The organism is Variovorax sp. P4_B10 (assembly GCF_056402375.1).
This window is the reverse complement of record NZ_JBFUHN010000039.1, coordinates 1-23172: the sequence shown is the minus strand read 5'-3', so window position 1 is coordinate 23172 and position 23172 is coordinate 1. Positions and strand designations below refer to the sequence as shown.

The window sequence follows — 23172 nt, the reverse complement described above, 5'->3', positions numbered from 1 at the left end:
CGAACAGGAATCACACAATGTTCAAGTCCGACGACATCGGCAAGCTCGTTCTGCGCGTAGCGCTGGGCATCCTCATCCTGCTGCACGGCGTGGCCAAGATCACCAAGGGCGTCGACGGCATCGGCGGCATGCTGGCGTCGCACGGCCTGCCGGCCATCCTGGCGTACGGGGTCTACATCGGGGAAATCCTGGCGCCCGTGCTGCTGATCGTCGGCCTGTTCACGCGGCCGGCGGCCGCGATCATGGTCATCAACATGCTGGTGGCGATCTGGCTGGCGCACCGCAAGGACCTTGGCGCAATGAACGGCCAGGGCGGCTGGGTGCTGGAACTGCAGGGCATGTTCCTGTTCGCGGCGATCTCGGTGGCCTTCATGGGTGGAGGCCGCTTCGGCCTCAGCAACAAGTAAGGTCCAGGCCTTCGGTCAATCGTCGTCGGCCGCATCGAGGCCTGGAAACAGGACCTCGGTGTAGCCGAAGCGCGAGAAATCGCGCACCCGCATCGGGTACAGCTTGCCCAGCAGGTGGTCGACTTCATGCTGCACCACGCGCGCATGAAAGCCGCTGGCGACCCGGTCGATCGAGTCGCCATACGGATCGAAGCCGGTATAGCGGATGTTGGCGAAGCGCGGCACCACGCCGCGCAGGCCCGGCACCGAAAGGCACCCCTCCCAGCCCTCCTCTTCATCCTCGCCGATCGGCGTGATGACGGGGTTCAGCAGCACGGTGCGGGGCACCGGCGGCGCATCGGGGTAGCGGGGATTGACGACGTCGGTGCCGAAGATCACGAGTTGCTGATCCACGCCGATCTGYGGTGCGGCAAGACCGGCACCGTTGACCGCATGCATGGTTTCGAACATGTCGCGCACCAGCAGGTGCAGTTCGTCGGTGTCGAAGGCGGCGACCGGCTGCGCAATACGCAGCAGCCGGGGGTCGCCCATCTTGAGGATTTCGCGGATGGCCATGGCGGGATTATCGCGACAGCCTCGCGCCGCGATCAGGGAGGGGTCGTGCCCTTCGAGTCGGGCGAAGTCCACAGCCGCGAGGTGCCGCGAGGCATCTGTTGCGGGCCGGCAGGCGGCGTGACACCCGGCACGACACCGGGTCGGCCGCCACCACTCCAAGCGCCCGGCGGACGCGCGGCAGGGTAGCCGGGCCTCACCGCAGGGTAGCCCGGCCGCACGGCCGGATAGGGATAGCCTGGGCGACCGTAGTAGGGTCGGCGGTCGTAGTACGACGAGCGGCCCTCGTAGTAACCCCCACCCTGGATGTAGACCGGCGCCGGCTGGACGACCACCGGCGATGGATCGGCGTAGTACGGCTGAGAGTAGCCGCCAGCGTAGTACGGTTCGGCGGGAACACCCACACAGCCGGTGAGGAGCGCGATGCCGCCCACTGCGAGGCTGGCACCAAGAACACGAATTTTCTGCATGAGGGACTCCTTGTCGGCCTTCTGTTTTCATTCAACGTCAGGTTGTAGACCCTGTTGACTGCGCTGCGATGAAGTCACGTAACGGCCGGTAAAGAGGGGCTGCCGCCAGCCCCTCGTTCCTCGACGCCGTTCTCGAGAATTTCCAGCATACGCGCCTCGTCGATCACGGTCACCCCGATTTCCCGGGCCTTGTCGAGCTTGCTGCCGGCTTCTTCGCCGGCAACGAGGTAATGGGTCTTCTTGCTGACGGAACCGGCGACCTTTGCGCCGGCTGCCTCCAATTTATCCTTCGCTTCGTCGCGGCCCAGCGTAGGAAGGGTACCGGTGATCACGAAGGTCAGTCCCGCCAATGGCTTGGGCGCACGGGCCGCGGGCTCGCCCTCTTCCCAGGTCAGGCCGCAGGCGCGCAGCTGTTCGACCACCTCGCGGTTGTGCGGCTGGTCGAAGAAGGTGCGCAGGCTTTGCGCCACCACCGGGCCCACGTCGTTGACCTCGAGCAATTGCTCTTCGGTGGCGTCCATGATGGCGTCGAGCTTGCCGAAATGCTTGGCCAGGTCCTTCGCCGTGCTTTCGCCCACGTGCCGGATGCCGAGGCCGAACAGGAAGCGCGGCAGCGTGGTCTTCTTCGAGGCTTCGAGCGCGTCGACGAGGTTCTTCGCCGACTTCTCGGCCATGCGGTCCAGGCCCGCGAGCGTGGTGAAGCCGAGCTTGTAGAGATCGGGCAAGGTGCGGATCAGGTTGGCATCCACCAGTTGCTCGACCAGCTTGTCGCCCAGGCCGTCGACATCGACCGCGCGCCGCGCCGCGAAATGCAGGATGGCTTCCTTGCGCTGCGCCGCACAGAACAGGCCGCCGGTGCAGCGGTAGTCGACCTCGTCCTCCTCGCGCACCGCGGCCGAGCCGCACACGGGGCACTGGTGCGGCATGGTGAAGATCGCGCCGCGCTCCCCCTCGGGCTTGGCAAGACTCTCGGGCACCACGCCGACGACCTCGGGAATCACGTCGCCGGCGCGGCGCACGATGACGGTGTCACCCACGCGCACGTCCTTGCGGCGGGCCTCGTCCTCGTTGTGCAGCGTCGCGTTGGTCACGGTCACGCCGCCGACGAACACCGGCGCGAGCTTGGCGACCGGCGTGAGCTTGCCGGTGCGGCCCACCTGGATCTCGATGCCGAGCACTTCGGTCAGTTGCTCCTGCGCCGGGTACTTGTGGGCCACGGCCCAGCGCGGCTCGCGGGAGACAAAGCCCAGTTGCCGCTGCAGTTCGATGCTGTCGACCTTGTAGACCACGCCGTCGATGTCGTAGGGCAAGGCGTCGCGCTGGCGGCCGATGTTTTCGTGGAAAGCTATCAATTCGATAGCGCCCCTCGCCCGCGCGGTCTGCGTGGCCACCGGGAACCCCCATGCGTGGAACTGCTGCAGCCAATCGAACTGGGTCGGAAAATCAGGGCCGCCTTCGCTGGCCGGCGTGACTTCGCCGAGGCCATAGGCAAAGAAACTCAGCGGACGCGCCGCGGCAATCGCCGGGTCGAGCTGGCGCACCGCGCCGGCCGCCGCATTGCGCGGGTTGACGAACACCTTCTCGTTCTTCTGGCCGGCCGCGATCTTCTCGCGCTGGCGTTCGTTGAGCGCATCGAAATCGGCACGCTTCATATAGACCTCGCCGCGCACCTCGACCACGGGCGGCGCCTTGCCGTCGAGCCGCAGCGGAATCTCGCGCACCGTTCGGATGTTCTGCGTGACCTCTTCGCCGACTTCGCCATCGCCGCGCGTGGCGGCCTGCACCAGCACACCGTTCTCGTAGCGCAGGTTCATGGCCAGGCCATCGAACTTGAGCTCGCAGACGTACTCGACCTGCGGCCCGTCTTCGGCCAGGCCCAGCTCCTTGCGCACGCGCGCATCGAAGGCGCTGGCACCGCCGGGCGTGATGTCGGTCTCGGTGCGGATCGACAGCATCGGCACCCTGTGGCGCACCTTGGCGAAGCCGTCGAGCACCTTGCCGCCGACGCGCTGCGTCGGCGAATCGGGCGTGCGCAGCTCGGGGTATTCGGCCTCCAGCGCCTGCAGGCGCTGGAACAGCTTGTCGTACTCGGTGTCGGGCAGTTCGGGCGCGTCGAGCACGTAGTAGAGGTGGGCGTGCTTGTGGAGCTTTTCGCTCAGTGCGGCGGCTTCGCGTGCCGCTTCGTCGCGCGTCGTCATGTGGGGTGTCTCCCGAAAAATCGGATCAGCTGAAGAGTCGGCGGGCCAAGGGCGAGCCGGCGGCCAGATCGCGCGCATCGAGCGTGTCGTAGAGCTGTTCGAGGTCGTTGCCGATCACGTCCATCGTCTCGTCGCGCAGCAACTGGCCGTCGCTGTCGGTCACCACGCCGTCCATCTCGCGTGCGAGCGTGGCGGCGGCCTCGCGCATGCGGCGGAACGGCTCCTCGCCGCGGTCGACCTGCGGCACGTCGAGGCTCAGGCTCAACTCGCGGATGGCCGATTGCGCCGGATCGTCGGCCAGCGCGGCCTGGGTGTCGAAGGCCAGCCCGAGGATCGGCGGCAGGCCGATCTCGCCCGTGGGCAGCACCATGCGCCCCGGGATGATGCCGGCCACGAAGCCGAGCCGCGCAGCGTTCTGCTGCACGTAGCCCGGACTCCAGGCCGCATGCAGCGCACGCAGCACGAAGCCGAGCTGCGCGTCGTGCGCGCTGGCGAACTGGTCGAGCTCGCGGGCCCGCGCCACCTCGTCGAGCATCTCGGGGAACTCGGGCGCACCATTGACCGCGTCGGCGAAGGCCTGCGCCTTGACCACGAACTCGGAATACTCGATTTCGTTGAGTGCGCCCGTGCGGTTGGCCAGTTGCACGCCGACCTGGAAGGCGCTGTAGCGCTGGCCGGCCACGGGCGGCTCCCATTGGCCGGTGTGCTCGTTGAGGCCTTCGATGGCCACCGGCTTGCTGCCCGCGCGCCGTGTCGACGGCATCGCCGCGATGGCGGCATCTCCCGAAGCGAGGCCGTCCAGCGACACCGGCGCGATCACGTCGATCAGCGGATCGAGCCCCCCGCGCCGCTCGCCCGTGGCCACGGGAACACCGCTCGGTGCCGGCAGATCGGGATCGAACAGGGGTTCGTGGCGGTCATGCGTCGACTGCGGGTTCGGATCGACACGCAGCATCGGCTCCACGCCATCGGCCGACGACGAGAGCCGCTCGGCATTGGCCAGATCGCCATCGGGTACATCGGGCTGGCGCGGTGCGTTGCGGCGCGACATCAGCGCCTCGTAACCGACGACGGTCGCGAGAACGAGGCCGCCAAGAATGGAAAGGGCCAGGGTGAGGTTGCTCATGCGCGCCGCTCGACTTAAGCGGCCTCGACCATCGAGGCGGCAGCCTCCATGTCCACCGCGACGATTCGCGAAACGCCCTGCTCCTGCATCGTGACACCGATCAACTGCTCGGCCATTTCCATGGCGATCTTGTTGTGGCTGATGAAGAGGAACTGGGTTTCGCGGCTCATGGCGGTCACGAGTTTGGCATAGCGCTCGGTGTTCGCGTCGTCCAGCGGCGCGTCCACTTCGTCCAGCAGGCAGAAAGGCGCCGGGTTGAGCTGGAAGATCGCAAACACCAGCGCGATGGCCGTGAGCGCTTTCTCGCCGCCCGAGAGCAGGTGGATGGTCTGGTTCTTCTTGCCGGGCGGCTGCGCCAGCACCTGCACGCCGGCATCGAGGATTTCGTCGCCCGTCATCACCAGCCGCGCATTGCCGCCGCCGAACAGCTCGGGGAACATGCGGCTGAAGTGCTCGTTGACGATCTTGAAGGTGCCGCCGAGCAGGTCGCGCGTCTCGGCGTCGATCTTGCGGATGGCGTCTTCGAGCGTGCCGATGGCTTCGTTCAGGTCGGCCGACTGGGCATCGAGGAAGGTCTTTCGCTCGCTCGCGATCGCGAGTTCGTCGAGCGCGGCCAGGTTCACCGCGCCCAGTGCCACCACTTCGCGGTTGAGGCGGTCGATTTCGCTTTGCAGGCCGGTCAGGCGCACCTTGTCGGTTTCGATCGACTGCTCAATGGCTTCGAGATCGGCGCCGGCATCGTCCAGCAGTTGCTGGTACTGCTCGACACCGAGGCGCGCTGCCTGTTCCTTGAGCTGGAACTCGGTGATGCGCTGGCGCAGCGGGTCGAGTTCGCGCTCGAGCTGCAATCGGCGCTCGTCGCTCGCGCGCAGCTTGAGCGTGAGGTCGTCGTACTGACTGCGGGCCGAACCCAGAGAGGCCTCGCGTTCGAGCTTGAGCGACAGGGCATCCTGCAGGCCGGCTTGCGCGGCGGCATCGGACAGGCGGCCGAGTTCGGCGCGGGCGCGCTCGTCTTCGTCGGTCAGCGCCACGGTCTGCTGGGAGGCGGTTTCGATGGCGCGGTTCAGTTCGGCGCGGCGGGCTTCGAGCGTGCGCTGCGAGAAGGTGGCTTCCTGGGCCTGGCGCTCGAGGCTGCGGTGCTGCTCGCGGCTGGCGGCCAGCGCACGGCCGGCCTCGATCACGCGTTCGTCGAGCTGTGCATGGCGTTCCTGGCTGTCGGCCAGCTGCATGTCGAGTTCTTCGAAGCGGCCCTCGGCGGCCATGCGCTTTTCCTGCAGCTCTTCGAGCTGCGCATCGACTTCGCCGAGGTCGGTGGCCAGTTGCTGGCTGCGCGCGCGCGTCTGCTCGGCGAGCTGGGTCATGCGCAGGGTCTCGACCTGCAGTTCATGCGCGCGCGACTGGGTGTCGGCCGCTTCGCGCCGCGCAGCGACGAGGCGCTGTGCCGCGTCGCCGTAGGCGGCTTCGGCGCGAACCAGCGCCGTGCGCGCTTCCTCGTTGATGAGCGTCTGGGCCCGGAGCTGGCGCTCGAGGTTTTCCATTTCCTGCTGGCGTGCCAGCAGGCCGGCCTGCTCGGAATCTGGCGCGTAGAAGTTCACGCTGTGCGAGGAGACGGCATGGCCGCTCTGCACATAGACGACTTCACCCGGCTGCAGCGTGGCACGTTGCGCCAATGCCTCCTCGAAGCTGGGCGCGGTGTAGCAGCCGTGGAGCCAGTCGGTCAGCAGGGCTTGCTGGCCGGCATCGTTCAGGCGCAGCAGGCTCGACAGCCGCGGCAGCGCGCTGGCGCCGGGCGGCGCACCGGCCGAAGGCGGGCTGTAGAAAGCCAGCTTGGCCGGCGGCGCATCGTTGCCAAAGGCGTGCACCATGTCCAGCCGGCCGATTTCGAGCGCGCCCAGGCGCTCGCGCAGTGCGGCTTCGAGCGCACTTTCCCAGCCCTGCTCGATATGGATGCGGCTCCACAGGCCTTGCAGGCCGTCGAGGCCGTGCTTGGCGAGCCAGGGAGCGAGCTTGCCGTCGGTCTTGACCTTCTCCTGCAGCGCGCGCAGCGCTTCGAGCCGTGCGGAAAACTCGGCGTGGCGCGCACCTTCGGTGTTGACGGCCTGCTGCTTCGCGCGGCGGTCGTCGTCGAGTTGCGGCACGGCTTCCTGCAACTCGTGCAGGCGCGCATCGGCTTCGCTGGCGGCTTCCTGGGCGGCGGCCAGTTGCTGCTGCATGGCTTCCAGGCGCTCCTCGTCGGGCGCGGCCAGTGCGTTCTGGTCGGCGCGCAGGCGTTCGCTGCGCTGCGTGAGCTGGCGGCTCTGGTCTTCGATGTTGCGCTGGTCGGCCGCCAGCACCTGGATCTGCTGCTGCACCTGCGACACGGTCGTGCGCTGGGCATTGGCCTCGTCCTGGGCGCGCTGCACGGCTTCCTCGAGCTCGGGCATGCGCGCATCGTGTTCCTCGAGCTGGGCGGCCAGCAGGATGGCCTGCTCTTCGGCGTCCACGCCCTGCCCGGCCAGGGTCTCGATCTCGGCCTCGGCCTCTTCGCGGCGGCGGCCCCACTGGCCCATCTGCTCGCGCAGCTGGACCAGCCGCTGCTCGACGCGCTGGCGGCCCTCGACCACGAAGCGGATCTCGCCTTCGAGCCGGCCGACTTCGGCGCTGGCTTCGTAGAGCTTGCCCTGGGCCTGGTTGACCTGGTCACCTGCCGCATAGTGGGCCTGGCGCACGGTTTCGAGTTCGGCTTCGATGTGGCGCAGGTCGGCGGTGCGCGATTCGAGGTCGTTGATCGCCTTTTCGGAATCGGCCTTGACCTTGGCCTGGTCGGCATGGCTTTCGCTGCGCTTCAGGAACCACAGCTGGTGCTGCTTCTTCGTGGCGTCGCCCTGCAGCGTGTTGTAGCGCGCAGCCACCTCGGCCTGCTTCTCGAGCTTTTCGAGATTGGCGTTGAGTTCGCGCAGGATGTCTTCGACGCGCGTGAGGTTCTCGCGTGTGTCGCCCAGGCGGTTTTCCGTCTCGCGGCGCCGTTCCTTGTACTTGGAGACCCCGGCCGCTTCCTCGAGGAACAGGCGCAGCTCTTCGGGCTTGGATTCGATGATCCGGCTGATCGTGCCCTGGCCGATGATGGCGTAGGCGCGCGGGCCGAGACCGGTGCCCAGGAACACGTCCTGCACGTCGCGGCGGCGCACCGGCTGGTTGTTGATGTAGTAGCTGCTGGTGCCGTCGCGCGTGAGCACGCGCCGCACGGCGATTTCGCCGAACTGGTTCCACTGGCCGCCGGCGCGGTGGTCGGCGTTGTCGAACACCAGCTCGACGCTCGACCGGCTGGCCTGCTTGCGCGTGGTCGTGCCGTTGAAGATCACGTCCTGCATCGACTCGCCGCGCAACTCCGACGCACGCGACTCGCCGAGCACCCAGCGCACCGCATCCATGATGTTCGACTTGCCGCAACCGTTGGGCCCGACCACGCCGACCAGTTGGCCCGGCAGCAGGAAGTTGGTGGGTTCGGCGAACGACTTGAAGCCCGAGAGCTTGATGGAATTAAGACGCACGACTTGTCGGCCTGCCTTGACGTAGCGCCAAGGTATTGATTTGTAAGGAAAATTGCACGGGCCCGCCGCTTGAAGCGAGCCGCCGCCCCAGCCGTGGATGATAACGTCAGGGCATGAGTGTTTCTCCGGTTTTACCCCTTGCGGCGCGACGCGGCTGCCTGTTGGCAGGTGCAGCCGCCCTGCTCGGCCTGGCAGGCTGCGCGTCGGTCCGCTCCACCGAACGCGCCGAACCCTATGCCAGCCAGGAGTGGCTGCAGTCCGGCGCCAACCGCATCGCCAACCTGTCGCTGCGCGACAACCTGCAGTCGATCCGGCGCGTGCAGACCACCCTTTACCGGCGCAACCCGCGCGAATGGCGCAAATCAGCGGCCAGCATCGACGAAGCCACCCAGCGCGCCTGGGATGCGGTGCTGAAAGGCCCCGACCTGCCCGAACTGCGCGGGGCGACCGGCATCGACGCGATTCGCCTGGCCTTCGAGACCGGACCGCAGGCCTACCAGGGCGACCGGGTGGCGGCGCTGGTGGTCGGCTGGGCCTCGATGCTCAAGCAGGCCAACGGCGGCACCTGGGAGCAGACCCTGGTCGACGGCGTCAACGCCGAGAACAGCTACCGGGCCGCGCGCAATTTCGAAATCTCGCTCTGGCTGATCTCTTCCAAGACCGGCCCGGACGGCCAGCCGCTGCTGCTGGCCACCGAAATCAGCGAGCGCGGCCGCAACCTCGTGGCCGACCGCGAGCTGTCGAAGGTGGTGGCGCGGCTCGACCTGCTGGCCGCACAGGCCGACGAGAAATACCGGCGGGCAGCACTCGATTTCGGTCAGAACTGGGTCATGGGCGTGGTCATGCCCTTCTTCACGATGCTACCGAAATAGGTCCATCGGCAACATGACTCATGGGAAATATGTTTCCCAGATCCCCAATTACGGTAATATATTTCCGTGAACAAGCAGGAACTCATCATGGCCCTGGCCGCGCGGCGTGACGCCACGGGCCTCTCGAGCGCCGAGATCGCACTGCGCTCGGGGCTGACCGAGCGCTCGGTGCGCAACGCCTTGAGCCTTCAAGGCAACCCGCAGTTGTCGTCGCTGCTTGCGCTGGTCGATGCGCTCGGGCTCGAGCTGCAGCTGGCACCCAAGGGATTTGGCGAGAGCGCGGGCACCGACCCCGATTACCGCCCCGTCGCCACCCGCGTGGGCCATGCGGTCGCGCAGGCACCGTCCCCGCCGCCCCATGGCAACAAGCGCCGCTCGCCATGAACGTCAAGATCCTCGAGATCTCGCTCGGCACGCGGCGCTTCGGCAAGCTCTTCCAGTACGCCGACCTGTGCCGCTTCGTGGCGGAGCCCGAACTGGTGGCCGCGCCGCCGCCGGAGGTGCTTTCGCTGTCGATGGTGGCGAGCGATGCCGCGACCCAGGCCGCGCTCTGGAGCGACGTGAAGAATCCGCTGTTCAACGCCCAGGGCGGGCAGCTTCCGCGGTTCTTCCAGAACCTGCTGCCCGAAGGCGTCTTGCGCACCCATATCGCGCAGTTGCGCGGTTGCCGCGAGAACGACTACTTCGAGCTGCTCGCGGCCTGCGGCGGCGACCTGCCGGGCGCGGTGAGCGCCAGGCCCGTCTCGGTGGACCGCGGCACGTTGCAGCGACTCATCACCCAGGACCAGGACGCGCTCGAAATGTCGGTGGTCGAACTGCCGATGCCGCAAGGCATCTCGGTCTCTGGCGTGCAGCCCAAGCTGGGGCTGCGGCGCCAAGGCGGGCGCTACGTGGCGCGGACGCGTGCCGGCGCGAGCACGCGCGTGATCGCGAAGCTGCCTGTGGCGGGCCGGCCTCATATGCCGCAGCTGGAGATGCTGTCGCTGCAGATGGCGGGCACGGCCGGCGTCGAGGTGTGCCACGCCGAGTTGGCGCCGCTCTCGGCCATCCAGGCGGAGCACAGCTACGCACTGCCCGACGAGCCCGAATTCCTGGCCGTCACGCGCTTCGACCGCGATGGCGCGCGCCGCATCCATTTCGAGGACTTCGCACAGGTGCTCGCGGTGGACCCGATGCACAAGTACAGCGCGAGCTACCTCGACATGGCGCTTGCCATGCAAGCCTTCCCCTCGCTGGGCGAAGAAGCGGTGCTCGAGCTCGTGCGGCGCCTCGCAGTGAACGACCTGCTCGGCAACCCCGATGCCCACCTGAAGAACTTCGGCGTGTTGTACGCCGATGGCATCGCGCCGCGGCTGGCGCCGGCCTACGACATCGTGGCGTATGCCGCGCTGCAGGGCGTCGATGGCCATGCCCTGCCCCTGCTGCCGGCAGCGCCCGGCGGTGCCGGCCCCAAACGCACAACCGCCCTGTTCACGCCCGCCAGCGTGCGTGCTTTCTGCTTCTCCACCGGGCTGCACGAACCGCTTGTGCGTCGCATCGTCGCCGACACGGCACGCCTCGCACGCACCCACTGGCCCCAGATGATCGAAGCGTCGACGCTGCCCGCCCCGTGGAAAAAGCGGCTGCAGCAGCGCTTGCAGGCACACCCCTTGCTGCAAGGCATGGCCAGGCGCGGCAAATAAACAGAAAAACATGGCCCCTAGAATGATTCAGCCCTTCACCCCTCAACCCATTCGAGGCAGCAGCAACTCATGAGCTCCATCAATTTCATCGGCGGCGAAAAAGGCGGTGTCGGCAAGTCGGTCACGGCGCGCGTGCTGGCGCAGTACTTCATCGACCGCAGCCGCCCTTTCACCGGCTTCGACACCGACCGTTCGCACAGTTCGTTCACCCGCTTCTACGAAGGTTTCGCCTCGCCCGTGGTGGTCGACAGCTACGAGGGGCTCGACACGGTCGTGAACGGCTTCGAAACCAATCCGAAGCAGAGCGTGATCGTCGACCTTGCAGCCCAGACGCTGACGCCGCTGTCGCGCTGGATCAAGGAGTCGGACCTGTTCGATGTGTTCGCCGAGATTGGCGTGACCGTCAACTTCTGGCACGTGCTCGACGACGGCAAGGACTCCACCGACCTGCTCGGCACGCTGATCGACACCTTCGGCAACCGGCCCAACTACATCGTGGTGCAGAACTACGGCCGCGGCAGCGACTTCGGCATGTTGCTGGCGTCGCAGTCGCTCTCCAAGGCGAATGCGAACGGTGCGCGGGTGATTGCATTGCCGCGTTTGCACGAAGCCAGCATGCGGAAGATCGATGCGCAGAACACCAGCTTCTGGAAGGCCGTGAATGACCGCGAAGGCGCGCATGCCTTGGGCCTGCTCGAACGCCAGCGCGTGAAATCGTGGCTCGCAACGGCTTACGCTGCGTTCGATACGCTGCCTCTGTAACGCCTTCGGGACCTTTGGCGGAGGGCGCCCGGTACGGCCCGGCCGCCCCCCCAAAACTCAGATCATCCCGCCATTGATGGAAATCACCTGTCCGGTGATATAGCCAGCGTCGTCGCTGGCAAGGAAGGCGGCCAGCGCGGCCACTTCCTGGGGCGTCCCCGCACGCTTCACAGGCACCATCTGGTTGATGACCGCAGGATCGAAAACAGCATCCGCCATCGGCGAGGCGATGATCCCCGGCGCGATCGCATTGACCGTCACGCCCCGCGACGCCACTTCGAGCGACAGCGCCTTGGTCGCGCTGTTGAGGGCGCCCTTGGCGGCGGCGTAGTTGACCTGCCCGCGATTGCCCGTCAGCGCAGACACCGATGAGATGTTCAGGATGCGCCCCCACCGCGTGCGCATCATCGGCAGCAACAAAGGCTGCGTGACGCGGAAGAATCCGTTGAGCGACACGTCGATCACCTTGTGCCACTGCTCGGCACGCATGCCCGGCAACACAGCGTCGTCATGCACACCGGCGTTGTTCACGAGCACCTGGATCGCCCCGCCTTCCAGCATGCGCGCACAAGCGGCCGCCGAGGCTTCGTCGCTGCGCAGATCGAACACATGGCACTCCGCCTTGCCGCCCGCCGCCGCGATGGAAGCCGCCAGTTGCTCGATGGCTTCCGGCCGCGAATTGGCATGCAGCAGCACCGTGGCGCCGTCCCGCGCAAAACGCTCGGCCATGGCGGCGCCGAGCGCGCCGCTGGCGCCCGTGATCAGCGCACGCTTTCCTTCGAGACTCATGATGAAGCGCTTTCTGTTGCCAGCGGCGTGTTCAGGACCACCACGGCCCGTCCCTCGGCCAGCATGCGGCCATCGTCCGCCTTGACCGCGAATTCGTAAAGGATCTGGCGCTCGTCGCCCGACAGGCGCCTGGCCTGCACCTGCAATGCGCCTTCGATGTCGTCGAGCCGCGCGACGGCCAGCCGCACATTGCGCGCACTCGCCAGAAAGCCGGCCGACGGGGTGCTGCCCTCTGCCGCCAGCAATCCCCCATGAAGCGCCATGGCCTGCGCCGCGTATTCGATGGCGTTGGGGGCCAGCAATCCGCCGGCCGTACGCAAGGGGTTGTCCGCTCGCCTGTGCGTCGTCGTGCTGCAACGAATGACATCGGCATCCCAACCTTCGAGCCGCTCCAGCAGACACATGCTGCCGCTGTGCGGAATGCGCCGCGCAATGCCGGCGCGGTCGAGCGTTTGCGGCGCTGTCAAGCGGCGGCCTCCAGATCGGCCACCAGCAACACATTGGCGAAGGGCGTGCCCTTGCTCATCGGGATGCTCTGCACCCGAAAACCCAGGCGCTGCAGCAACGCCGTCCATTCGGCCAGCGGGCGGCCCCAGGTCGGCGAGACCTTGTGGCCGCGGATGCGCGTCACCGTGCGATCGACCCACTGGCTGATCGCGAAACCGCGTCGGCTCGATGCATCGCCCACCCGCAGCAGCAACCGGGCTTGCAGATCGCCGCCGCGCTGCAGCGCATCGCGCACACGCTGCAGCACGCCCTCCTGCGCTTCGAGGCTCACGTAGTGCAGCACGTCGAGGATCACGACCAGGTCGCACTCCGGCAAGGTGGCCGAACACATGTCGGCGCACACCAGCCGCGGCGCCGGCTGCAGGTGGCCGATGGAGGCTTCGGCGCGCGCCACGTCCTTCGGCATCAGCTCGATGCCCGTGTAATCGGCGGCGGCCGGCGTGGCCGACCACGAAGACGGCCAGCGCCCCTGCTTCTGCATAGCGCTCATCGACGCCAGCAGGCTCGCAAAAAGCCCCTGCCCGCAACCGATATCGACCACGCGGCGATGCTGCGCGTCGATCAGCCCGCGTTCGAGCAGCCCGCGAAACACCGGGTCGCGACCCAGCTTGCCGCGGGCGAATTGCCAGGCGAAGGTGCCGCCCTTCTTGTAGGGAATGGTCGCGGCCTCGTGCAGCTCGCGCCACGCGTTGTCCGTGGACGGCGGCGACATCACTGCACTCATTGAGTAGCCTCCGCGCTGCGCGCTGCGGTATTCGCCTTGGGAGCGGCCCGGCGGCTCATGATTTCAGGCCTTCGGGCAGGGTCACGGCGCGCAATCCATCGGCGCGCAGGCGTTCGAACAACAAGGGCAATACCTCCAGCAAAACGGGATTTCCTTCGGCGGTGCGCGCGGCATTGCCGTCGTGCAGCAACAGGATGTCGCGGGCCTGCAGGTTGCGGGCCAGGCGCGCCATCACCTTGGCGGGGTCGCCCTCGCGGGTGTCGAAACCGCGGCGCGTCCAGCTCACGAGCGAAAGGCCCAGGCGGTGCAGCACGGGTTCGAGAAAGGGGTTGCGCAGGCCGGCCGGCGCGCGGAAGCACGTCGGGCGCTGGCCCGTGACCTCGCCCAGGATGTCCTGCGCCCGGGCGATCTCGCTGGCGAAGCCGCGCGGCCCCAGGAAAGAGAAGTTGTGCCGGTGCCGCGCCGTGTGGTTCTGGATGCTGTGACCCCGCGCGACGATCTCGCGCGCCAGGGCCGGGTGCGCCAGCACGCGTTCGGCGATGCAGAAGAAGGTGGCACGCTGGCCGTGCGCATCCAGCAGGTCGAGCACCCGAGGCGTGACTTCCGGTTCCGGCCCGTCGTCGATGGTGATCGCCACTTCGCGCCGAGCGGCCGCCGCCTCGGGCAGCCGCGTGACGTTGGGTCCCAGCAGGTTGCTGCGCGGCGTCAGCCCCGCGCCGGTGATCAGCGCGTGGTTGAGCACGATGGCGCCAATCGCCCAGGGCCACGCGCCCGGCACCAGCACGCCCGCGCCGATGGCCGCCACATGCCAGGCCGCACTGGCACGCATGGCTGGCGGCCAGGGCCAGGATTCGGGCGAAACGGATGCGGTGGACATGGGAATGGATTTTCCCATCAGCCGCGCTGCGCAGGAGGCGGCGGCGCCACATGCCGCGCGAATGCGGCCGACAGCAGCAGCGCCAGCAAGGCACCCGGCGCGACCACGCGGCCGATCGACGACAGCGCCGGAATGTCCGAAATCGCGATCAGGCCGAAGGACACCACCGTCGTCAGGTTGGCCAGCATCAGCGAGGCCAGCGTGTCTTCATCGGCCCGCCCCGTCGTGCGCAGCTGGTCGAAGAACAGCGCGTAGTTGGAACCCACCGCGACGATCAGCAGCAACCCCACCAGATGCAGGATGCCGAGCGCGGCCTGCGCAAGCGCCATGCCCCCGAGCGTGAGCATCACGGCGAACAGCAGCGGCTGGCACACCGCCAGCAGCCGCCGCCACGAGCGCAGGTAGAGGCCGAGCAACACCACCACCGCCAGTGCGCCGAGCAGCACCTGCACGAAAGCCTCGTGCAGATAGCGCTGGTACAGCCCCGCGAGTTCGCGGCCGACATCGACCACCTGCACTTCGGGCACGCCCGCCAGCGCGGCTTCGAGCCGTCCTTGATCGAACTTCGTGCCGGGGTGCAGCACGACCAGCGTGGACCACCCACCGCCCGGGCGCTGGTACATCAGGGTGTTCACCACCGAACCGAGCGGGCCGCCGGCCAGATCGGCGCGCTGCAAAGGCGCCAGCTTGCGCGCTGCCTCGACGTCGGCCAGGAAAGGCCCGAGCCGCGAAGCCGGCAGCGGCAAGCCCTGCGTGGCTTCGGTCAGGCTGGCCCGCAGTGTTGCCGCGTCGGGCAGGCTCGCGACCCGTGCGGTCTGCGCGGCCACGCTGGGCAACACGCGCGTCACCGCCTCGTAGCCGACGAGCTCGCCCTTGTCCACCAGCGCATCGAGCCGGGCCGCCGCCGCTTCGGTGTTGCGCAGCGCGGCCTGCTCGTCGTTGCCGTAGGCCACCACCAGCACGCCGCCGTCGCTGGCGCCGATGTCGCTGCGCAGCATCTCGTCCAGCTGCTGGGCCGACTTGGGCACCGGGCTCATGGCGCCCAGATCGGCGCGCCACAGATGGCCGCCCTGCCACAGCACCAGCCCCAGCGCGGCAACGCCGAGCGCAGCCAGCGGCCAGCGCAAGCGCGGCAGGCCGCGCACCAGCATGCCGGCAGCCTGTGCCATGTACCTGCGCATGCCCATGCCGGTCGCGCCGTCGGGCGCGAGCATCGGCAGCACATGACGCGTAGCCAGCGCGGCGGCGACCAGCCCGGCAATGGAGAAAACGCCCAGTTGCGCCAGCCCCGGAAAGCCCGAGAACACCAGCGCCGCGAAGCCGCACACCGAGGTGAGCAGCCCGAGCCGCACGGTGGGCCAGTTCAGGTCGCGCCAGCGCTGCCAGCCGGTGCCGGCCACCGCAGCGCCCCGCGCCTGGATCAGGTAATAGATCGCGTAGTCGACCGTCTCGCCGATCAGCGTGCTGCCGAAGCCCAGCGTGAGGCCGTGCACCGAGCCGAACACGAGGCTCACGGTGGCTGTGCCGATCACCACGCCCGTGGCCACCGGCAGAAAAGCAATGACCAATGCGCGCGGCGAAGCAAAGGCCAGCAGCAGCAACCCGCCCATCACGATGCCGCCCACCATCGCGAGGTGAATGGCCTCGGTCCTGATCTTGTCGCGGCTCATCACCGAGAACACGGGTGGCCCGCTCAGCAGCAGCTTCGGCCTGGCCTCGCCCATGTCGCGCGTGGCGGCATCGAAGGCGGCGTGCACGCGTGCGATGGCCACGGCCTGGGCATCGAGGTCGCTGCCGGCGGCGCGCGTGGTGGCAATCATGAGCGCGCGCGGCGCGGTGCGCGACATCCAGACGCCGTCCTCGCTGCGCGGCGCACTCGCCGGCACCAGTTCCATCGCGATGCGCTGTGTCTCGCCGGTCGGGTCGCGGTCGAGAAACGGCTTGATCACGTTGCCTGCGGGCGTGCCGAGCATCGACAGCGTTTCGTTGATCGCGTCGCGCAGCCCGGCGGAGGTGAACTGCCCGGGCGCGACGCTCGGCGACAGCTGGTAGCGGTGCTGGAACACCCAGGTGCCGGCCTCGCTCCAGTCGCCGACGTCGCCGTTCTGGATCAGGTCGAAAAGCTGGCTCTCGCGCATGGCCTTGCCGACCGCACGCGAGACCGTGGCGCGCTGCTCGGCGCTGCTGCCGCCTTCGATCCCCAGCATCAGCGTGCGCGAGGCGACGCCGCTTTGCAGTTGCTCGATCAGCACGCGCTGGCGCAGGTCCGGGCTCTTGGGCAAGAAAGCCGAAAGGTCGGCGCCGATCTGCGTGCGCGCGATGACCAGGGCACCGCAGAGCAGCACCAGCAGCCACGCCGCCAGCACGACCGCCCTGCGCTGCCAGCTCGGCGGGCCGCCCGCCTGCGGCGCCGTCACGGCGTGGTGCGTCCGGCCGCGCCGGACGGGGCCGCGTTGGCGGGTACCGCGGCGGGTGCGTTGGGCGAGATGCTCATGGCCGAGCGGTCACCGCCGACGAACTCCATCTCGAGACCCACCACATCGCTCGCGCGGCCGCTGATGCGGATGCTGCGCACCTGCGCGGCCAGCCGGCTGTCGATGGGCGTCAGGTCGAGCGTCCACTTGGCCGAAGAGCCCGACACCATGCTCTTGAAGTAGCGCTGCAGCGTGGCGCCATCGCCGCTCAGCGTGCCGCGCATGGCTTCCACCAGGCCGAGCAGCTCGGGCATGCTGTCGAGCGCCAGCGTGCGGGTACGGCCGCCACGCGACAACGTCAACGTGTTGCCCTCGACCGCCATGGTCTCGAGACGCGGCGAGAGCGTGCGGCGCACCAGCTTGTCGGGTGCATCGAAGCTCAGCGTGCCACTGGCATCGAGCGGGCCTTCGAGGCCGTGCACGAAGCGTTGTTCGGTGAAGCGGGCCTCGCCGCTCTTCTGCCTGGCCAGCAGGCCCATCAGTTCGGGCAGGTCGAAAGCCCACGCCGGCGCGGCGCAGAAAGCCAACGCCAGCACGAGCACCCTGCAAAGCCAGTCAAGCCGCATCTTCGAGCCAGAAATCATGAAAATTGAACCAGTTGTACGGATACGCGCGACACAGCGCCTCCAGGCGTGCGACATAGGCTTCGACCGCGGCGCGGATGCGGCGTTCGCGCTCCGCGGCATCGGCCACCGGCTCGCCGAAGTCGACCAGCGGGTCGAACCGGACATCGTAGCGCGCACCGCCGCCATAGAGTCCCGCCATGAAGAACACCTTGCGGCGCAGCAGGGCCGCGAGGCGGAACGGCCCGTCGTTGAAGCTGGCGGGCTGCCCGAGAAACGGCAGCACGATGTTGTTGCCGCGCTGCTGCGTCGGCGAGTCTTCGCTGCCCGGCAGCGTGCGGTCGGCCAGCATGCCCCCCAGGCCGCCACCGTCGAGCCAGTCGCGCAGCGCGAGCATCGAATGCGGCCGGCCGAGCGCGATCACATGGGGCCGAAATTCGGGCAGCGCGATGGTGTTGAGGATGGCCGTGATGCGCTGCGCGTTGTCCGGGTACATCAGCATCGCCAGACGCAGGCCGTGCTGGTGCGTCTGCTGCTTGCAGGCGCCCAGCACTTCGAAGCTGCCCACATGGGCGCCGAGCAGGAAGGCGCCCCGGCCTTCGGCAGCCTCGGTCTCGAGCGGGACGTTGCCTTCGATCTTCAGATCGAAGAGCTCCATGCGCCCGCGCAGGAAGTACACGCGGTCGAGCACCGTCGAGGAGAAGGCGTGCAGCAGCCGATAACCGTCGATCCAGCCCGCGTGCGGGCCGATGGCCCGGAACAGGTAGTGCTTGATGTGCCGGCGTTGCGCAGGTGCGAACAGCAGGAAGTAGAGACTGATCGGCGGCAGCAGCAGGCGCGTGATGTGGCGCCCGCACACCAGGGCCATCAGGCAGATGAAGCGCAAGGCCAGCATGTTGCTGCGCTCGGGCGCACGGGCCCAGTCACCTTGCTGCTGCGTGGTCTGGGCGGTTGCGGCCGCCTCGTTGACCGCGCGCGTTTCGGCGTCGGTGTGTTTCATCACGCCGACTCTTGCACAGCCGTCCAGCGGCCGCTGACAGCCACCACGCCGTCGCAACGCACGTCGAAACGCACGCCGCGACCAGTCCCGGCTTCCGGATGCAGCTCGATGGAGAGCGTGCTGCCGGGCCGCACCGGCGCCAGGAACTTGGCCGCCGCGAGCGTGGGGGTCGCGCCGAGCCGCGCGACCAGGGCCGGTACGCGCTGAATGGCTTCCATGACCTCGGCCAGCACCAACGCGCCGGGAAGCAGGGGTTGACCGGGGAAATGGCCCGCCAAGGAGGGATGGTCGGCAGGCACCGTGTGGGCGATCTGCACCGGCGTGTCGTCTTCCGCGAGCTGCGCCAGTGCGAATTCGCGCAGCGCGCGCACCGTGAGCTTGCCCGTGCCTTCGCGCGGAAAGGCTTTCACCTGCACCACGCGGCGCGGCACGAACACCGGCTCGAGGCGTTGTCGCAGCGCAGCAACGATGGCGCCTGCGGTCAACGTGGGCGCGACCACGAAAGCCACCGGCCGCACCACGCCGTCGGCCACTTCGTCGGGCAGCCAGAAAGCGCCGTCCTCGACGCCGGCGATGCTGTTGAGGTGGTAGTTCAGGTGCGCCAGCGAACTGCGCCGACCCGCCACATGGATCAGGTCGTTCGCGCGACCGAACAGCCGGAAGCGGCGTTCGTCGAGCAGCTCGAGCACATCGGCCATGGGCGTCGGCTGGGGCAGGAAGTCGCCGTCGAAGATGAAGCGCTCCGGCCCGTCGCCTTCGCCCGGCTCCGCATGCACGCGGATCTGGCCGAAGGTTTCCCAGACTTCGCTCTCGGTTGTGCGGCGGGTGGCGACCTGGCCCGATTCGGTGCTGCCGTAGATTTCGAGCAGCACGCCGCCCATGGCCTCCTCGGCCTGGGCCGCGAGCTGCGGCGACAGCGGCGCGGTGGCCGAAAGAATCAGGTCCACCGGCGGCAGCTCGATGCCCGACAGCAGCAGCGTCTTGAGGTGGAACGGCGTGGTCACCAGCGCGCGCGGGCGCGGCACCGAGGCCAGCGTCTGCGCCACGTCGGCCGGAAAAAACGGCCGCCCGCTTTCGAAGGCGGCGCCGCCCAGCATGGCCAGCAGCACCGACGACTCCAGCCCGTAGCTGTGCTGCACCGGCACGGTCGCAACCAGCGTGAGGCCTTCGAGCGAGGGGCGCTCGAGCACCCGGCAAAGCCGTTCGACCGCGACCGCGACGTCGCCCACCAGCGTGCGCCACGTCTTGGCATGCGGCTGCGGCACACCGGTGGAGCCGGAAGTGAGCAGGCTGGCCGCATGCATCGCGCCGTCGAACGCCGGCACGGCCGCGCTCGCATCGCCGTCGAGGCCGGAGCGGCTTTCAATCAGCACGCGCTGCATGCCGGGCGTCTGGAGCTTCGGGTCGTCGGTGAGCGCGAAAAGGCCGGTGCCGCCGGATTCGAGCAGGCGGGCCAGCGTGTCGGGCCGTGCATCGGGCGGCAGCAGGCTCGCATGGCCCCGCACCAGCGCCGCTGCCAGGCTCACCGCGAAGGCATAGCGATCGACGCACAGGTTGACTGCAGCCCCCTCTGCCGGCAGCACCGGTGCAAAGCGGGCGACGTCGGCCAGGAACTGGCGGGTGCTCACGGGCACGCCGGCGCGCCAGGCCAGGGGAGCGTCGGGGTCGCGGTCCGCGAGCAGCGGCAGGAAATGGGTGTCTGTCGTCACGCGGGCAGCGCCTGTGTCATCGGGGGCCGGCGCCGTGGTCGGCCGGCGACGTGCCGTAGAAGGCGCGCACCGCATCGACGAGCCGGGTGCGCTCGAACTCGGGGTGCAGCCGGTAGCGCAGGAAGTGTTCTCCGACGAACAGGAGCGTCACCATCACCGGCGACAGCACATTGGCGAACAGCGACCAGGCCGAGAACGGCAGGGTCAGGTAGATCGCGATCGACGCCACGACCATCACGGCGAAGTATCCCGTCCAGATGCGCGTGAGCTGCGTGGTGTAGGCCTTCATGTGGCCTTCCAGCGGATGCACCCGCTGAGCGAACTGGGTGATCAGGGAGAGGCCGTCACCGCGCAGCGTGGAACCGAACCAGCCGCACAGCAGGCCATTGATGGCCACATGCTGGAGCACATAGAGACGGTTGGGGTCGCCCGCTTCGCCGAGGAAGACGAGCGCGAAGCCGCCGATGCCCAGCAGCAGCGCCCCGGCAAGACCCAGGCGCCCGAAACGGCTGGCGGCAAAGCCCAGTGCCGCGAGCCAGAGCGGCCCGAGCAGCACCACCACCGCCCACGGCTCGGTGGCGTGGAACAGCGTCATCCAGTGGGACAGGCCCGCATACGCCACGCCCACCAGCAGGAGGAACGCCAGTCGCCATCGTGACATGGGTCAGGAAGCGCTGCGATGCTGGGCGACGTGGGTCGCGAGCGTGCGCAGCGACTGGAAGATTTGCTGATTGCGCTCGTCATCGGAGCGCAGCTGGAAGCCGTAGCGCCGCGACACTTCGAGCGCGACTTCGAGGATGTCGATCGAATCGAGCCCCAGGCCTTCGCCATACAGCGGATCGGTGGGGACGATGTCCTCGGGGGCGACCTCGAGATTGAGTGCGTTCACGAGCAGGACGGCCAGTTCTTTTTCAATCGGCGACTGTTCTGACGCATCGCCAGTGGCGGGAATGGGGGGCTGAGCAGTCGATGACAAAAAAACCTCCTGAAACTTTTTCCTGAACTACCGTGCGGGTCGTGGATTATAGGAGCGCGGCTTGATTAGACTGCCCGCTTCGATACGACCCGGAGCACCCATGGCCGACCCCCTTCTGATCGCACGCCACGACACCATCGAGTGCGCCCTCCTTCCGAGCCTTGCCAATCGCCACGGCCTGATCACCGGCGCAACCGGCACCGGCAAGACCGTCTCGCTCCAGACCATGGCCGAGAAGCTTTCCAGCATCGGTGTGCCCGTATTCATGGCCGACGTCAAGGGCGACCTGACCGGCATCAGCCAGAAAGGCAGCATCGGCGACAAGCTGGCCGCCACGCTGAAGGAACGCGGCATCGACCTGCCCGAGCCCTCCGCCTGCCCCGTCACCCTGTGGGACGTGTTCGGCGAACAGGGCCACCCGGTGCGCGCCACCGTCTCCGACATGGGCCCCCTGCTGCTGGGCCGCATGCTCGACGTGAACGAAACCCAGGCCGGCGTGCTGAACCTGGTGTTCAAGATCGCCGACGACAACGGCATGCTGCTGCTCGACCTCAAGGACCTGCGCGCCATGCTGCAGTACGTGGGCGAGAACGCGAGCCAGTTCACCACCCAGTACGGCAACATCAGCGCCGCGAGCGTGGGCGCCATCCAGCGCGGCCTGCTGCAGATCGAAACCCAGGGCGGCGAGAAATTCTTCGGCGAGCCGATGCTCAACATTGCCGACTTCATGCAGACGGTGGGCGGCAAGGGCGTGATCAACATCCTGGCCGCCGACAAGCTCATGAACTCGCCGCGCCTGTACGCCACCTTCCTGCTGTGGATGCTGTCGGAGCTGTTCGAACAGCTGCCCGAAATCGGCGACCCCGACCAGCCCAAGCTGGCCTTCTTCTTCGACGAGGCGCACCTGCTGTTCAACGAGGCGCCCAAGGCGCTGGTGGAACGCATCGAGCTGGTGGTGCGCCTTGTGCGCTCCAAGGGCGTGGGCGTCTATTTCGTCACGCAGAACCCGCTGGACATTCCCGACACGGTGCTGGCCCAGCTCGGCAACCGGGTGCAGCATGCGCTGCGCGCCTTCACGCCGCGCGACCAGAAAGCCGTGAAGGCAGCCGCCAGCACCATGCGCCAGAAGCCCGGGCTGGACATCGAGACCGCCATCACCGAGCTGGCCGTCGGCGAGGCGCTGGTGAGCTTCCTCGACGCCAAGGGCCGTCCGAGCGTGACCGAGCGCGTGTTCGTGCTGCCGCCCGGCAGCCAGCTCGGCCCGATCACGCCCGATCAGCGCAAGGCGCTCGTCGCCAACTCGCTCGTCGCCGGCGTCTATGAAAAGACGGTGGACCGCGAATCGGCCTACGAAAAGCTCAAGGGCCGCGCCGAATCCGCCCCCGATGCGCCGGCGGCCAACGCACCGGCCGGCAAGGGCGGCGCCGATGCGTCGGGGTCCGGCATGGGTGGCATGCTCAACGACATGCTCTTCGGCACCACCGGCCCGCGCGGCGCGAAGCACGATGGCCTGGTGCAGACCATGGCCAAGTCGGCCGTGCGCACCATGGGCACTTCGGTGGGCAAGGAAATCTTGCGCGGCGTGCTCGGCGGGATCTTCGGCAGCAAGAAGCGCTGACCGGGCGCCTTTCGATGCGTGACGGCTCTGTTCAGGGCGCGCTCACGCCGACGGGGTACCTTGCTCCGCGAATGTCCCCCGGCGCGGCCTAGGTGTGAAGAGTCAAGAGGTTGTTGCGTGAATTCGAGAGCCGAGACATAGGAGGCTGGCAGCCGATGCCGTGATGGGGCCGGTGCCAGTTATAGAAGTGATTCCAGACCGGCAACGCAGCTCGGCGTTGATCCGAGCTGGCATATGCACGGCCGTAGGCCCATTCGCGTAACGCTGACTGGATAAAGCGCTCGGCCTTGCCATTGGTTTGTGGTCGATAGGCTCGAGTGAATTTCTGCTTGATGC

Annotated in this window: 22 protein-coding genes; 6 read left to right on the top strand and 16 right to left on the bottom strand. The window is 68.1% G+C overall.

All coding sequences use genetic code 11. From position 1 onward, the window contains the following. Window positions 1-17: 17 nt before the first annotated feature. Window positions 18-407, top strand: coding sequence for a DoxX family protein (locus AC1DXX_RS18830; RefSeq protein WP_478135726.1), 390 nt, complete (start codon window positions 18-20; stop codon window positions 405-407). 15 nt (window positions 408-422) lie between these two features. Here the strand turns inward: AC1DXX_RS18830 and def are convergent, their stop codons facing one another. The 5 genes from def to smc all read right to left on the bottom strand — a co-directional run bounded on the left by def (window position 423) and on the right by smc (window position 8283). Further along, window positions 423-962 (bottom strand): peptide deformylase, encoded by a 540-nt coding sequence (def, locus tag AC1DXX_RS18825; protein ID WP_478135725.1) that lies wholly within the window; start codon window positions 960-962, stop codon window positions 423-425. Window positions 963-994: 32 nt separating this feature from the next. Further along, complete coding sequence (locus AC1DXX_RS18820; protein WP_478135724.1) at window positions 995-1429, bottom strand: hypothetical protein; 435 nt, start codon at window positions 1427-1429, stop codon at window positions 995-997. A 74-nt stretch (window positions 1430-1503) separates the two neighbouring features. Continuing rightward, window positions 1504-3627 (bottom strand): NAD-dependent DNA ligase LigA, encoded by a 2124-nt coding sequence (gene ligA / locus AC1DXX_RS18815; RefSeq protein WP_478135723.1) that lies wholly within the window; start codon window positions 3625-3627, stop codon window positions 1504-1506. Between the two features lie 25 nt (window positions 3628-3652). Beyond that, a complete protein-coding gene (locus AC1DXX_RS18810; RefSeq protein WP_478135722.1) occupies window positions 3653-4753 on the bottom strand; it encodes a cell division protein ZipA C-terminal FtsZ-binding domain-containing protein in 1101 nt (366 codons plus the stop codon). 14 nt (window positions 4754-4767) lie between these two features. Continuing rightward, window positions 4768-8283 carry a chromosome segregation protein SMC gene (gene smc / locus AC1DXX_RS18805; RefSeq protein ID WP_478135721.1) on the bottom strand — a complete coding sequence of 1172 codons (3516 nt, stop codon included), beginning with the start codon at window positions 8281-8283 and terminating at the stop codon, window positions 4768-4770. Window positions 8284-8444: 161 nt separating this feature from the next. Here smc and AC1DXX_RS18800 point away from each other — a divergent pair, with 161 nt between their 5' ends. The 4 genes from AC1DXX_RS18800 to AC1DXX_RS18785 all read left to right on the top strand — a co-directional run bounded on the left by AC1DXX_RS18800 (window position 8445) and on the right by AC1DXX_RS18785 (window position 11599). Next, a complete protein-coding gene (locus AC1DXX_RS18800) occupies window positions 8445-9155 on the top strand; it encodes a hypothetical protein (RefSeq protein ID WP_478135720.1) in 711 nt (236 codons plus the stop codon). A gap of 66 nt (window positions 9156-9221) precedes the next feature. After that, the gene (locus AC1DXX_RS18795) at window positions 9222-9539 is read left to right on the top strand and encodes a helix-turn-helix domain-containing protein (RefSeq protein WP_478135719.1); all 318 of its coding nucleotides are present in this window, start codon (window positions 9222-9224) and stop codon (window positions 9537-9539) included. Continuing rightward, window positions 9536-10837, top strand: coding sequence for a type II toxin-antitoxin system HipA family toxin (locus AC1DXX_RS18790; RefSeq protein WP_478135718.1), 1302 nt, complete (start codon window positions 9536-9538; stop codon window positions 10835-10837). Before AC1DXX_RS18795 ends, AC1DXX_RS18790 begins: the two co-directional genes overlap by 4 nt. A gap of 69 nt (window positions 10838-10906) precedes the next feature. After that, window positions 10907-11599 (top strand): P-loop NTPase family protein, encoded by a 693-nt coding sequence (locus tag AC1DXX_RS18785; RefSeq protein ID WP_478135717.1) that lies wholly within the window; start codon window positions 10907-10909, stop codon window positions 11597-11599. A gap of 57 nt (window positions 11600-11656) precedes the next feature. Here the strand turns inward: AC1DXX_RS18785 and fabG are convergent, their stop codons facing one another. The 10 genes from fabG to AC1DXX_RS18735 are packed head-to-tail and all read right to left on the bottom strand — an operon-like array spanning window position 11657 to window position 21218. Then, on the bottom strand, window positions 11657-12388 hold the full coding sequence (gene fabG, locus AC1DXX_RS18780) for a 3-oxoacyl-ACP reductase FabG (protein ID WP_478135716.1): 732 nt from the start codon (window positions 12386-12388) through the stop codon (window positions 11657-11659). Beyond that, a complete protein-coding gene (locus AC1DXX_RS18775; RefSeq protein ID WP_478135715.1) occupies window positions 12385-12855 on the bottom strand; it encodes a hotdog family protein in 471 nt (156 codons plus the stop codon). The genes fabG and AC1DXX_RS18775 overlap by 4 nt, the downstream gene beginning before the upstream one ends. After that, on the bottom strand, window positions 12852-13619 hold the full coding sequence (locus AC1DXX_RS18770) for a class I SAM-dependent methyltransferase (RefSeq protein WP_478135714.1): 768 nt from the start codon (window positions 13617-13619) through the stop codon (window positions 12852-12854). The genes AC1DXX_RS18775 and AC1DXX_RS18770 overlap by 4 nt, the downstream gene beginning before the upstream one ends. Window positions 13620-13674: 55 nt before the next feature. Then, window positions 13675-14514: a polysaccharide deacetylase family protein gene (locus AC1DXX_RS18765; RefSeq protein ID WP_478135713.1), complete on the bottom strand. Its 840-nt coding sequence runs from the start codon at window positions 14512-14514 to the stop codon at window positions 13675-13677. Continuing rightward, a complete protein-coding gene (locus tag AC1DXX_RS18760) occupies window positions 14514-16913 on the bottom strand; it encodes an MMPL family transporter (protein ID WP_478135712.1) in 2400 nt (799 codons plus the stop codon). Before AC1DXX_RS18760 ends, AC1DXX_RS18765 begins: the two co-directional genes overlap by 1 nt. Beyond that, a complete protein-coding gene (locus tag AC1DXX_RS18755; protein ID WP_478135711.1) occupies window positions 16910-17554 on the bottom strand; it encodes a LolA-related protein in 645 nt (214 codons plus the stop codon). The genes AC1DXX_RS18760 and AC1DXX_RS18755 overlap by 4 nt, the downstream gene beginning before the upstream one ends. After that, window positions 17526-18533 (bottom strand): acyl-CoA synthetase, encoded by a 1008-nt coding sequence (locus AC1DXX_RS18750; RefSeq protein WP_478135710.1) that lies wholly within the window; start codon window positions 18531-18533, stop codon window positions 17526-17528. Before AC1DXX_RS18750 ends, AC1DXX_RS18755 begins: the two co-directional genes overlap by 29 nt. Next, the gene (locus AC1DXX_RS18745; protein WP_478135709.1) at window positions 18533-20242 is read right to left on the bottom strand and encodes an AMP-binding protein; all 1710 of its coding nucleotides are present in this window, start codon (window positions 20240-20242) and stop codon (window positions 18533-18535) included. Before AC1DXX_RS18745 ends, AC1DXX_RS18750 begins: the two co-directional genes overlap by 1 nt. A 16-nt stretch (window positions 20243-20258) precedes the next feature. Further along, window positions 20259-20903 carry a COG4648 family protein gene (locus AC1DXX_RS18740; RefSeq protein WP_478135708.1) on the bottom strand — a complete coding sequence of 215 codons (645 nt, stop codon included), beginning with the start codon at window positions 20901-20903 and terminating at the stop codon, window positions 20259-20261. Between the two features lie 3 nt (window positions 20904-20906). After that, entirely contained in the window at window positions 20907-21218 is a 312-nt protein-coding gene (locus tag AC1DXX_RS18735) for a phosphopantetheine-binding protein (RefSeq protein WP_042578247.1), read from the bottom strand. Between the two features lie 100 nt (window positions 21219-21318). Between AC1DXX_RS18735 and AC1DXX_RS18730 the strand changes: the two genes are divergently transcribed. Then, window positions 21319-22836: a helicase HerA-like C-terminal domain-containing protein gene (locus tag AC1DXX_RS18730; protein ID WP_478135707.1), complete on the top strand. Its 1518-nt coding sequence runs from the start codon at window positions 21319-21321 to the stop codon at window positions 22834-22836. 88 nt (window positions 22837-22924) lie between these two features. On the opposite strand, the gene AC1DXX_RS18725 is transcribed toward AC1DXX_RS18730, so the two are convergent. After that, a partial coding sequence (locus tag AC1DXX_RS18725; RefSeq protein WP_478134956.1) for an integrase core domain-containing protein occupies window positions 22925-23172 on the bottom strand: 248 nt, incomplete at its 5' end.

What these genes read in the sequence shown, in the direction of transcription:
- AC1DXX_RS18755 (WP_478135711.1), bottom strand. Translation starts at nt 17,554, where the DNA reads ATGATTTCTGGCTCGAAGATGCGGCTTGACTGGCTTTGCAGGGTGCTC.
- AC1DXX_RS18730 (WP_478135707.1), top strand. Translation starts at nt 21,319, where the DNA reads ATGGCCGACCCCCTTCTGATCGCACGCCACGACACCATCGAGTGCGCC.
- AC1DXX_RS18830 (WP_478135726.1), top strand. Translation starts at nt 18, where the DNA reads ATGTTCAAGTCCGACGACATCGGCAAGCTCGTTCTGCGCGTAGCGCTG.
- AC1DXX_RS18820 (WP_478135724.1), bottom strand. Translation starts at nt 1,429, where the DNA reads ATGCAGAAAATTCGTGTTCTTGGTGCCAGCCTCGCAGTGGGCGGCATC.
- AC1DXX_RS18785 (WP_478135717.1), top strand. Translation starts at nt 10,907, where the DNA reads ATGAGCTCCATCAATTTCATCGGCGGCGAAAAAGGCGGTGTCGGCAAG.
- AC1DXX_RS18765 (WP_478135713.1), bottom strand. Translation starts at nt 14,514, where the DNA reads ATGGGAAAATCCATTCCCATGTCCACCGCATCCGTTTCGCCCGAATCC.
- ligA (WP_478135723.1), bottom strand. Translation starts at nt 3,627, where the DNA reads ATGACGACGCGCGACGAAGCGGCACGCGAAGCCGCCGCACTGAGCGAA.
- AC1DXX_RS18770 (WP_478135714.1), bottom strand. Translation starts at nt 13,619, where the DNA reads ATGAGTGCAGTGATGTCGCCGCCGTCCACGGACAACGCGTGGCGCGAG.
- AC1DXX_RS18810 (WP_478135722.1), bottom strand. Translation starts at nt 4,753, where the DNA reads ATGAGCAACCTCACCCTGGCCCTTTCCATTCTTGGCGGCCTCGTTCTC.
- AC1DXX_RS18790 (WP_478135718.1), top strand. Translation starts at nt 9,536, where the DNA reads ATGAACGTCAAGATCCTCGAGATCTCGCTCGGCACGCGGCGCTTCGGC.
- AC1DXX_RS18740 (WP_478135708.1), bottom strand. Translation starts at nt 20,903, where the DNA reads ATGTCACGATGGCGACTGGCGTTCCTCCTGCTGGTGGGCGTGGCGTAT.
- fabG (WP_478135716.1), bottom strand. Translation starts at nt 12,388, where the DNA reads ATGAGTCTCGAAGGAAAGCGTGCGCTGATCACGGGCGCCAGCGGCGCG.
- AC1DXX_RS18750 (WP_478135710.1), bottom strand. Translation starts at nt 18,533, where the DNA reads ATGAAACACACCGACGCCGAAACGCGCGCGGTCAACGAGGCGGCCGCA.